The organism is Kribbella sp. CA-245084 (assembly GCF_050942355.1).
Classification (GTDB): domain Bacteria; phylum Actinomycetota; class Actinomycetes; order Propionibacteriales; family Kribbellaceae; genus Kribbella.
Genome location: NZ_CP192053.1, coordinates 1,615,371 through 1,626,389 on the forward strand (window position 1 = coordinate 1,615,371; position 11,019 = coordinate 1,626,389).

At 67.4% G+C, this 11,019-nt stretch carries 9 protein-coding genes; 3 read left to right on the top strand and 6 right to left on the bottom strand.

The genetic code is table 11. The features are described 5' to 3' along the window. Window positions 1–20: 20 nt before the first annotated feature. From ACQPYH_RS07970 to ACQPYH_RS07985, 4 genes are all read right to left on the bottom strand, one after another. On the bottom strand, window positions 21–881 hold the full coding sequence (locus ACQPYH_RS07970; protein ID WP_432888571.1) for a peptidylprolyl isomerase: 861 nt from the start codon (window positions 879–881) through the stop codon (window positions 21–23). Between the two features lie 158 nt (window positions 882–1,039). Next, window positions 1,040–1,453: a hypothetical protein gene (locus ACQPYH_RS07975; protein ID WP_432888573.1), complete on the bottom strand. Its 414-nt coding sequence runs from the start codon at window positions 1,451–1,453 to the stop codon at window positions 1,040–1,042. A 138-nt stretch (window positions 1,454–1,591) separates the two neighbouring features. Next, entirely contained in the window at window positions 1,592–3,364 is a 1,773-nt protein-coding gene (locus ACQPYH_RS07980) for an acetyl/propionyl/methylcrotonyl-CoA carboxylase subunit alpha (RefSeq protein WP_432888575.1), read from the bottom strand. A 64-nt stretch (window positions 3,365–3,428) separates the two neighbouring features. Next, window positions 3,429–3,857 carry an Lrp/AsnC family transcriptional regulator gene (locus ACQPYH_RS07985; RefSeq protein WP_432888577.1) on the bottom strand — a complete coding sequence of 143 codons (429 nt, stop codon included), beginning with the start codon at window positions 3,855–3,857 and terminating at the stop codon, window positions 3,429–3,431. A 75-nt stretch (window positions 3,858–3,932) separates the two neighbouring features. Here ACQPYH_RS07985 and ACQPYH_RS07990 point away from each other — a divergent pair, with 75 nt between their 5' ends. After that, a complete protein-coding gene (locus tag ACQPYH_RS07990) occupies window positions 3,933–4,835 on the top strand; it encodes an SMP-30/gluconolactonase/LRE family protein (RefSeq protein ID WP_432888579.1) in 903 nt (300 codons plus the stop codon). Here ACQPYH_RS07990 and ACQPYH_RS07995 read toward each other — a convergent pair. After that, a complete protein-coding gene (locus ACQPYH_RS07995; RefSeq protein ID WP_432888581.1) occupies window positions 4,826–6,211 on the bottom strand; it encodes a three-helix bundle dimerization domain-containing protein in 1,386 nt (461 codons plus the stop codon). The two genes, ACQPYH_RS07990 and ACQPYH_RS07995, sit on opposite strands and share 10 nt — an antisense overlap. A 109-nt stretch (window positions 6,212–6,320) precedes the next feature. Between ACQPYH_RS07995 and ACQPYH_RS08000 the strand changes: the two genes are divergently transcribed. Next, on the top strand, window positions 6,321–7,250 hold the full coding sequence (locus ACQPYH_RS08000) for an SMP-30/gluconolactonase/LRE family protein (RefSeq protein ID WP_432888582.1): 930 nt from the start codon (window positions 6,321–6,323) through the stop codon (window positions 7,248–7,250). Then, window positions 7,243–9,537 (top strand): ATP-binding protein, encoded by a 2,295-nt coding sequence (locus ACQPYH_RS08005; protein WP_432888584.1) that lies wholly within the window; start codon window positions 7,243–7,245, stop codon window positions 9,535–9,537. Before ACQPYH_RS08000 ends, ACQPYH_RS08005 begins: the two co-directional genes overlap by 8 nt. On the opposite strand, the gene ACQPYH_RS08010 is transcribed toward ACQPYH_RS08005, so the two are convergent. Next, window positions 9,524–10,960, bottom strand: a complete 1,437-nt coding sequence (locus ACQPYH_RS08010; protein WP_432888586.1) for an Nramp family divalent metal transporter — start codon at window positions 10,958–10,960, stop codon at window positions 9,524–9,526. The genes ACQPYH_RS08005 and ACQPYH_RS08010 overlap by 14 nt on opposite strands. Between the last annotated feature and the right edge of the window lie 59 nt (window positions 10,961–11,019).

Genomic DNA, 11,019 nt, shown 5'->3' on the forward strand with positions numbered 1-11,019 from the left:
GGGCGGCGCGGTTCTTCCACTTAAGCTGCTGCTGTTGCGGTCTTGATGTCTACGGGGGTGATCGGGGTCCCGTCCTGCGGCCCGTTCTGCGGCGTCACACCAGCCTCCGCCACCTTGTCGATCAGCTTCGCGCTCGCCTCGTCGATCGTCCCGAACGCCGTGTACTGCGGCGTCAACCCCGACGCATCGCCGTACACAATGAAGAACTGACTCCCGTTCGTATTAGCCCCGGAGTTAGCCATCGCAAGGATCCCGCGCCCGTACTTCAGCGTCGGATAAACCTCATCCGCGAAGCTGTACCCCGGCCCGCCGGACCCGCTCCCGGTCGGGTCGCCGCACTGCAGCACCTGCAGACCCTCGCTGACGGTCAACCGATGGCACTTGGTGTTGTCGAAGTACTTCTGCCCGACCAGGCTCAGGAAGTTCTTGACCGTGCACGGCGCCAGCGCGCTGTCCAGCGTCAGCTGCAGATCGCCGATCGACGTGTCCAGGCTGACCTTCGACGTACCCGACGCCTTCGTCTTCCCGTCGGCCGGCGGGTTCACCTTCTTGCTGGCAGGCTCAGCGCTCTTCTTGTACGTGCAGTTGACCTCGGCCGCCAGCGGCGTCGCCCGCTTCGGCGCTGCCGCCATCGCGGTCGGAATACTCGACGGCTTGTTGTCCGGACCCGCCGAAGCCTGATCGCCCGACGCGGCCGCCGGCTTGTCGTCACCACCCACCCCGAACACCACGAAGACCCCGACGATCACCACGACGACCGTCGCGACCGAGGCGATCGTGACCGCCAGGTTCCGCCGCTGCCGGCGCCGCTCGATCTCCCGCTCGGCCAGCCGCTTCGCCTTCCGCGCCGCCAGCTGCTGCTGATGGGTCTTCTTGGACATGCAGTAACCCTCCTCACCGGAATGCCTGCACGGGAACCTACAGCGAAAACCTGAGAACTGTCTGTCAATCCGTCCCAGCTTGATCCGATGGATACACCCGACCCGATCCGCGTACGACGTACGCGAACGGGCTCAACAGAACTCACGCCCTCATGCTCTCAAAGCTCGACCAGACTCCACCGAAGCCGGCCTTCGTCGATGTACGGCGACCACCCGTAGGGCGGATGCGCCGGGAACGGGGTCGCGGCGTGCATCCGCCGGCCGTGATCCTGAAGCGCGGGCTGACCGAGCGTCAGCGAATCGGCCACGTCAGCAAGCATCTCGCCGATGCTGAACCACTCCGGGATGGAGAACCCCTCTGACTCGTTGTCGAAAGTGCCGACGCAACCGTGATGCTCGCCCTCGCGGAGGTCCACGAAGAGATTGCAGTCGGTGCCGGCGTCGCCGATCGGGAGGAACGCGTCGAGCCAGTCGAAGGAGCGAGTACCAGCCGGGTCCTGCTCGGCGGACAGCTCTCGATCGGGAGAGACCGAGGAAGTAATCCGGCGCATCATCTCGCGGTCGCGCAGCATCCGCTCCAAAAGCCCGAGCCGTCTGCAGCGACCTGGCGCACCAGACAGTGACTGGAGATAAGCAATAGCTTGTTCCCACTCCCCGCCGCGCGACGCCAGATCGCTGCTTGCCGCCGTCAGAGGGCTTTTGGGGTGGGGTCAGTCTTTGATTTCGCAGATGGGGGCGCCGGCGGAGACGGTGGCGCCTACTTCGGCGGATAGGCCGGTGACCGTGCCGGATTTGTGGGCGTTGAGGGGTTGTTCCATCTTCATGGCTTCTAGGACGACGATCAGGTCGCCCTCAGCGACGGTGGCGCCTTCCTCGACGGCGATTTTGACGATCGTGCCTTGCATCGGTGAGGTGAGGGAGTCGCCGGAGGCGGCGGAGTTCTTGGTTCCGCCGGCGCGCCGGGACGGCTTCTTCTTGGAAGCAGTAGCAACAGCGGCCCCAACAGCGCCCAGACCAGCCGGCAGCACGACCTCGAGCCGCTTGCCGCCGACCTCGACGGTCACCTTCTCGCGTTCGCCGTCCTCGGACGGTTCGGCGAGCGGGCCGTCGTACGGCGTGAGCTGGTTGTCGTACTCGGTCTCGATCCACCGCGTGTGGACCTTGAACCCGTCCGTCCCGACGAACGCCGGATCCGACACGACGGCCTGGTGGAACGGGATCACAGTAGGCATCCCCTCGACGACGAACTCACGCAACGCCCGCCGCGACCGCTCGAGCGCCTGCTGACGGTCCCGCCCGCTGACGATCAGCTTCGCCACCAGCGAGTCGAACGCGCCCGGCACCGTCTCGCCCTGGTCGTACCCGCCGTCGAGCCGTACGCCGGGACCCGACGGCGCATGCCACCGCGTCAGCGTCCCCGGCGCCGGCAGGAACCCGCGCCCGCCGTCCTCGGCGTTGATCCGGAACTCGATCGAGTGCCCCGAAACCTCCGGATCGTCATAGCCCAAAGGCTCGCCCTGAGCGATCCGGAACATCTCCCGCACCAGGTCGAGCCCCGTGACCTCCTCGGACACCGGGTGCTCGACCTGCAGCCGCGTGTTCACCTCGAGGAACGAGATCAGCCCGTCCTGCCCGACCAGGAACTCGCACGTCCCCGCCCCGACGTACCCCGCCTCGCGCAGGATCTTCTTCGACGAGTCGTACAACAGCGAAAGCTGCTCAGAGGACAAGAACGGCGCCGGCGCCTCCTCGACCAGCTTCTGGTACCGGCGCTGCAGCGAGCAGTCCCGCGTCGACACCACGACAACGTTGCCGTGGGCATCGGCCAGGCACTGGGTCTCGACATGCCGCGGCTTGTCCAGGTAGCGCTCGACGAAGCACTCGCCCCGCCCGAACGCCGAGACAGCCTCGCGGGTCGCGGACTCGAACAGCTCCGGGATCTCCTCCATGGTCCGCGCGACCTTCATCCCGCGACCACCACCGCCGTACGCCGCCTTGATCGCGATCGGCAGCCCGTACTCCTCGGCGAAGGCAACGACCTCGTCCGCACCGGCCACCGGGTCCGGAGTACCGGGCACCTGCGGCGCACCGACCTTCTCCGCGATGTGCCGCGCCTTGACCTTGTCGCCGAGCGAGTCGATCGCCGACGGCGGCGGCCCGATCCAGATCAGCCCCGCGTCGATCACAGCCTGGGCGAAGGCGGCGTTCTCGGCCAAAAACCCATACCCAGGATGTACGGCGTCCGCACCCGACCGCGCCGCCACATCCAGGATCTTGGCGATGTTCAGGTAGGAGTCGGCCGGTGTCGACCCGTCCAGCGCGTACGCCTCGTCGGCGAGCCGGACGAACAGCGCATCGCGCTCCTGGTCGGCGTACATGGCGACGCTGCCCAGCCCCGCGTCGGCGGCGGCCCGGACGACCCGGACGGCGATCTCGCCCCGGTTGGCCACCAGCACCTTGGTGATCTGCTTGCTGTCGGACACAGCTGCTCCCTTCGGCTGGCCCGAGTCTAGGGTGAACCGGCCCTTCAAGGAGACAGGGCGTTCCTCACATCACGGCGGGTTGCCGCTCGAAGAACGACTCGAGTACGACGACTGTCTGCGTGCTGGTCACACCGTCCACCTCGTGAAGGGCGCGCAGCGTGGCCTGCAGGCCCTCGGTGGTCGTCGTGCGGACCTTGACCAGCACGGACGCCGGTCCGGCGATGATGTGCGCCTCCTCGACCGCCGGGATGTCCAGCAGCGCCGCGCGGGAATCGCCCATCCACGCGTTCGCCTCGAGCAGGACATAAGCGAGTACGCCGCGGCCGAGCGCGGCCGGGTCCACCTCGATCGTTGTACGCCGGATCACGCCGGCCGCCTTCAGCTTGCGCACCCGCTCGTGGGCCGATCCGGCCGACAGCCCGGCGACCTCCCCGAGCGCGGCGTACGACTGCCCGGCATCCTCCTGCAGCGCGGCCAGGAGCTTGCGATCCACATCATCTATGGTCATAGACACCTTTATCCATATCTCATTCTGTTCAAACCGAAGATAACAGGATACGGTTCGGACATGACGATCACCCTGACCAACACTCTGCCGCGGATCCGCGCCGAGTTGGTGGTGCTCGACGAGCGTTTCGCCCGCATCGCCGGCGACGAGTACGTCGAGTGCCTGTACGACGGCGGCCGTTGGCTCGAAGGACCGGCGTACTCGCCCGCGTGGCGCTGCCTGATCTTCAGCGACATCCCGAACGACCGGATGCTCCGCTGGGACGAGGTCTCCGGACACGTCAGCGTGTTCCGCGAGCCGTCCGGCTACGTCAACGGCAACACCGTCGACCGCGCCGGCCGGCTGATCAGCTGCTCGCAGGGCGATCGTCAGGTCGTCCGGACGGAGTACGACGGCAGCCGCACCGTGCTCGCCTCGCACCTCGGCAGCAAGAGGCTCAACAGCCCGAACGACGTGGTCGAACACAGTGACGGCTCGATCTGGTTCACCGATCCGCCGTACGGGATCACTTCGAACTACGAGGGGCATGCGGCCGAGCAGGAGCTCGACGGATGCCACGTCTACCGGATCGCGCCGGACGGCGTACTGACGGTCGTCGCGGACGACTTCATCCGCCCGAACGGGCTCGCGTTCACGCTGGACGAGCAGCAGTTGTACGTCGTCGACACACCGGGGAAACACATCCGGCGCTTCGACGTCGACGGCGAGAAGCTGATCGGCGGCGAGGTGTTCGCGCCCTGCGAGGCCGGGATGTTCGACGGGATCCGGGTGGACAGCGCCGGCCGGGTCTGGGCGGCGACGCACGAGGGCGTCCACTGCTTCGACCCGGACGGCACTCTGATCGGCAAGCTACTGCTGCCGAATGTCGTGTCCAACCTGACCTTCGGCGGCCCCAAGGGCAACCGCCTGTTCATCACCGCCACGACGTCCGTCTGGTCGTGGTTGACGACGGCTCAGCGGTAGGACTTCGACACACCGTCCAGCAGTCGCTCGAGCGTGTCGTACGTCGGGGTGTCGGCCACGTCGATGACGTCCTTCGCGACCGGGACCCGGTTCTGGCTGACGACGTTCGCGAACTGCGACTCGTCGGCGGTCCGGAACCCGTGCCTGGCCGCGAGCTCCTGCAGGTCGGTGTCGGTCGACAACAGCTCGCCGAGCTTCTCGCCGTTCGCGTTCAGCGAGACCAGCGTGTGCTTGGACTGGATCGTCGGCGACGGATACATCAGCACCATGCCCGGCTTGAGCTTGTGGTGTACGGCGGCGTCGACGAACTGCGCCTCGTAAATGTTCACCATCGGCGACTTGCCCATCCCGAGCGCCAGGTAGTCGTCGAACGGGCCCTCGCTGGAACTGTCGGTGTAACCCTGGTTGACGAACAGCGGCGCGACCAGCGGCAGCACCTTCTTCTCGTCCGCCTCGCTCTGCACCACATTGTTGTGGTTGGCAACATAACTGACGATCGACAGGAACATCGCCGCCGAGTTCGAGGTGCGCGGATCGGTGGTGGTGACCAGGATCTTCTTGTTCACCGGGTACGTCGTGTTGCCGCGGATGTTGGTCCAGCGCCAGCCCGCCTTCGCGAGGTCGACGTACCTGCGGACGTCGAAGTACCAGATGCCGTTGATCTGCTTGGCGATCCCGGTCGCGGACAGCAGGTCGACGATCGGCTGGTACGTCGCGATCGCCATCGGCGAGGAGAACACGGCGTACTTCTTGCCGCTCACCGCGGGCCGGCCGGCGGTCGGTTGCAGGATGCGCTCCGCCGCGACGGTGCTGGATGGGAACGCGAAGTCGTACTTGCTCAGGTCGACCGAGGTGGCGATCTCGCGCGACCCGGCGGTGTCGATCGTGACCTCGAACCCGTGCTTGGCCAGCGCCGCCTTCACGTCGGGGTCCTCGAAGAAGGCGCGCTTCTCCGAGCCGATCACGCCGCTGACGGTGATGAGACCGGTCTGGGCCTGTACGTCGCTGCCGTTGCGGACGACGAGCACGGTCGCGACGGTCGCGAGTACCAGCACGCCGGCGACCGCGGCCGGGAGGGCGATCGGGATGCGCTGTCGCCAGCTACCCGGCTCTGCGGCCTGCTGCGCGGGCGTCGGCGTACCCCCAGCTGGCGGGCCGGCGGCGTCCGGCTCGGGTTGCGGGGTGAGTTCCTGGCGGGCCATTCGTTCGATCAGGATCGGGACATAGTCGCGGACGCGGTCGCCGTCGAACTGGCGGCGGGCCGCGGCGACGGCGGTTTCGATGTCTTCAGGAGTATGGATGTCGGCGAAGGTGTCGTTGAGACGGCGGGTGAGGTTCTCGATCGCCTTCTCTTCGCGAACAGTGTCGAGCGTCAAAGGATGTCTCCACATCACGGTGTCTGACTCCGGCGCCGTGCTCTGCGCCCCCGTTCGGCGCCACGCACATCCTTCCGGCCGAGGGGGCCACCCCGGATAGGCTGACGTGATGACGGGAATTCTGGAACCGCTGGCAGGGACCGCACCGGCGGTCTGGGAGAAGCTGGACGACCGGTTCGCCGGGGTCCGCGGGGACAACAAGCTCGAGCGGCTGTGGACCGGCGGGCGCTGGGTCGAGGGCCCGGTGTACTCCGCCGCGGGGCGGTTCCTGCTCTGGAGCGACATCCCGAACGACCGGATCCTGCGCTGGGACGAGACGTCGTACCAGGTCTCCGTCTTCCGGCACCCGGCCGGCAACACCAATGGCCACACCCGCGACACCGAGGGCCGGCTGGTCAGCTGCGAGCACGGCAACCGGCGGGTGACGCGGACCGAGCACCACGGCGGCATCACGGTGCTGGCCCACGAGTACGACGGGAAGCGGCTGAACAGCCCGAACGACGTCGTGGTCAAGCGTGACGGGTCGGTCTGGTTCACGGATCCGGCGTACGGGATCGACAGCGACTACGAGGGCTACAAGGGCGAGATCGAGACCGGCGGGTGCCATGTGTACCGCGTCGCGACGGACGGCGCGCTGACCCGGGTCGCGGACGACTTCAACCGGCCGAACGGGATCGCGTTCTCGCCGGACGAGTCGCTGCTCTACATCTCCGACTCGGAGGAGGGCACGATCCGCGTCTTCACCGTCGACGGCGACAAGCTCTCCGGCGGCGAACTGTTCGCCGAGTGCGGCAACGGCATCTTCGACGGCTTCCGCCTCGACACGGCCGGCCGGGTCTGGGCCAGCGCGGCCGACGGCGTCCACATCTACCACCCCGACGGCACCCTCCTCGGCAAACTCCTCGTCCCCGAAACCGTCAGCAACCTCACCTGGGGCGGCCCGAAACGCAACCGCCTCTTCATCACCGCAACAACCTCCGTCTACTCCCTCTTAACCACCGCGAACGGCGCCCCGGAGGCCTACGGACCTCGTGTCTGAGTTCGGCCAGGTACTGCGGAAGTTCCGGCAGACAGCCGGTCTCTCGCAGGAAAAGCTGGCAGCGGCGTCCGGTGTCAGCGTCGAGGCGATCAAGGCTCTGGAGTCTGGCAAGCGTCGGCATCCCCGCGCGCTGACGGTGAAGCTCCTGGCCGACGGTCTCGGGCTGACGGATGGCGAGCACGCCGAGCTCGTTGCCGCTGGCACCCGACCGCGGACGATCCAGCTGTTGCCGGACGACCTGCAGGACTTCTCGGGCCGCGACGACCAGGTCGCCGACGTCGAGAAGTTGTTCTCGTCCGGCGAGGCTCGGCAGGGTGTCGTGGTGATTTCCGCCATCGCCGGCATGGGTGGCGTCGGCAAGACCGCGCTCGGCGTCCACGTCGCGCACCAGGTGGCTGACCAGTTTCCGGATGGTCAGCTGTACCTGAACCTGCGCGGTTTCGGTCCCGGCGAGCCGATGACCGCCGCTGAGGCGCTCAGCCGGCTGATGGGCAGTCTCGGAGTACAGAGCGACAGCTCGGCAACCGTCGATGAGAGCGCGGCGAGATACCGCTCAGCGCTGGCCGGTCGTCGCGTGTTCGTCTTCCTGGACAACGCCGCGAGCGAGGCGCAGGTGCTGCCGTTGTTGCCGGGGACCTCGACCTGCGCGGTCCTCATCACCAGCCGTCGCTCGCTGACGAGTCTGCCGGGGGCGGCGCATCTCCCTTTGGGTGCCCTTCCCGAGCCCGACGCATTCGAGCTCCTCGCGCAGGTCGTCGGAGACGGACGCATCGAATCGGATCCTGTCAACGCGCAGGCGATCGTCCGGCTGTGCGGCGGCCTCCCGCTGGCACTCCGGATTGCGGGCGCTCGCCTCGCCGCTCAACCGTCGTGGAGCGCGGAGTACTTCGCTGAACGGCTGGGGACGAACCGCCGGCGCCTCGACGAGTTGGCGCTCGGCGATCTCGACGTACGGATGAGCATCGAGGTGTCGTTGGCTGCGGCAACCGAACAGGATGCCGGCGCGGTCGCGGCGTTCTCGCTGCTCGGTCTGCACGAGGGCGACGAGCTGGACGTCCGGGTCGCCGCCAGGCTGCTCGATCTCCCGGTCACCGAGACCGAGGACCGGCTGGAACGGCTGGTGGACCTGCACCTGTTGGAGTCGAACGGACCGCGGCGGTATCAGTTCCACGACCTGGTCCGCGCGTACGCACAAGAACTTGCCGCGGCGCGGACCTCCGAGTCCGAGCGGCGCGCGGCCAGGGACCGGGTGGTGGCCCTGTACGTGGCGATGGCCTGGCGGGCGCGGCTGCCGCGCCTCGGCGCGTTTTCGCGGGCGTGGTTCGACGAGCGGTGGCTGGATGGCACCGAGGGGCTCGAGCACGAGGAGGTCATGGCCTGGTTGGACGCCGAGGCGCACGAAGTTCTCGCCGCTGCTCGCCGGCTGATGACGGGGCCCTGGCCCGACCTCACGATCCTCGTCAGACTCGCGGCCGGGATGGTGCTGTTCTGGGCCGACCGTCAACGCAACGCCGAGGGCGCGCAGCTCGGAGAGCTGGCGGTGACGGCGTTGCGGCGCGATCCGATGTGCGGACCGCCCCGGGTGGAGGCCTCGATCAGGCACAACCTGGCGCAGCACTACGGGGTCATGGCGGACTTCGAGCTGGCGGCGGCTCACATGCGGGTCGCGGTCGAGCTGTCGGCGGCGCCGGGCGAGGAGTGGATGCTGATCCACAGCCTGCTTGCCCTTGCTCAGTTCCTGGAGCGCCTGGACCGGCTGGACGAGGCTATGACGCACGCTGAGACCGGCCTGGAGCTCGCCCTCAGCGGCGGTGACGAGGCTGTCGAGGGGCAGGCGCGATTCACCCTCGGTGTTCTCGCCGGTCGACTCGGCAAGCCGGCCGAGCAGGACCGGGAGTTCGAGCTCGCCGCAACGTTGGTCCGGAGCAACGAACCGACTGGCTTCGGCTGGCTGTCCCGCTCCATCGGCGACACCTATCTACGCTCCGGCCGGGCGGACAGAGCGCGCAGCTGGCTTCAGACGGAACTGGCCACAGTGAGGGACTCCGCCAACCCGTTCGCGCTGGCCGACCATCTCCAGCTCCTAGGTGCGGCCGAGGTGGAGTTGGCGGCGTACGCATCGGCGCGGCGCCATCTCGAGGAAGCGCTGGCCTTGATCGGTGACAACAGCCGTGAGTTCGAGGCGAGGATCAGGCATTCGCTGGGCGATGCGCTGAGCGGGCTCGGGGAATCCGAGCCCGCTCAGGAGCAGTGGCGGCTCGCAGAGCAGCTCTCTACAGCTCTTTGAGCTGGTCGATGATGGTGAAGATGGCTAGGAAGCCGAAGGCCAGGAATGAGAAGGCCAGTACTGCGGTGCGCCAGGTGGTGATGCGGATCGCGTGTGGGAGGGCTCGCGAGTTCATCCACCAGAGCAGGCCGGAGTACACGAACATCATCGTGCCGGCGGTGCAGGCGGAGATGACCAGGAGGACCAAGGGCTGGGTCAGGCCGGCCAGGAGGACGATGATGCCGAAGGCAACTAGTCCCCAGACCAGCCAGAAGTACAGCTTGGACTCGGTGATCTTGGATTCGCGGAGGTAGCGGGATTTGATCATGTCGGACGACAGGCGCGACGTGTAGTCGACGATGCCGGTCGCCGCGGCGAACAGCGAGAACGCGCCGATCGCCCAGAACAGGTACCCGAACCAGCCGCCGACGAGCGTCTGCAGCGTCGTACCCTCGATCTTCAGGAAGCCGATGTTGTTCTTCACGTCCGGGTTCCCGAACAGGGTGGCATGGGCAAGCATCGACGTGAACGCGATCGTGATCACGGTGATCGCGACGAACGTCGCCGCCTGCTCGATGTTCGCGAACTTCCACCAGCGCTTCCAGCGGGCCAGGTTCGCGTCCTCCGGCGTGAACGTGTACCCGTTGGCGGTCGGATCCGCCTCGGTCTCACCCGTCACCGGCGAGGTCAACCGCGGCACGTGCGCGCCTTGGCCAAAGCCCTTGTCCCGGATCCAGTTGCTCTGGACAAGGTTCTGGCCGCCGCCCGCACCGGCGTACGCGATCGCTCCCATCACCAGCGCGAACCCGAGCTGGTCGGCCGGGAACTGCGGATGCGTGACGGCGTCGCCGAGCGCGCCGTACGTCTTCGCGCGGATCGCGAACACCAGCGCGAGGATCACGAGCAGCGCGACCGCGGCGATCTTCACCGCGATCAGTCGCTCGAGCATCACGTAGACGACCGGCGCGAACGTCAGGATCGCGCCGATCAGCAGCAGCATGCCGATCGCGATCCAGCGCGGATCGCCGGCGCCGAACAGGTACGTGAGCATGCTTGCGGAGCTGGTCGCCCAGCCCGGCCACATGTTCGCGAAGTACGTCATGATCGCGAAGAACAGGCCCCAGTGCTTCCCGTACCGGTTGAAGCCGGTCAACGCTGTCTCGCCAGTTGCCAGCGTGTACCGCTCGATCTCCATGTTCAGGAACCACTGGACCACCACGCCGACGACGGCGCCCCAGAGGAACACCAGGCCGACCTGGCTGGAGATGTACGGCCAGAGGATGAACTCGCCCGAGGCCAGTCCCACGCCGGCGCCGACCATGCCGGGGCCGATGATCTTCCAGGTCTTCGTGGGCGGCTCGGGAAGGTCGCGAACTTGCGGTGCGGGCAGATTCTTGGTCGGTAGTGCGAATCGTCCGTGGTCAGTCGATGTGGTGTCTGCCATCAGGCTCCTCACTCTCCTCGACCCCCTGCCCGGAGGGTAACGAATACTGTCGACAACGG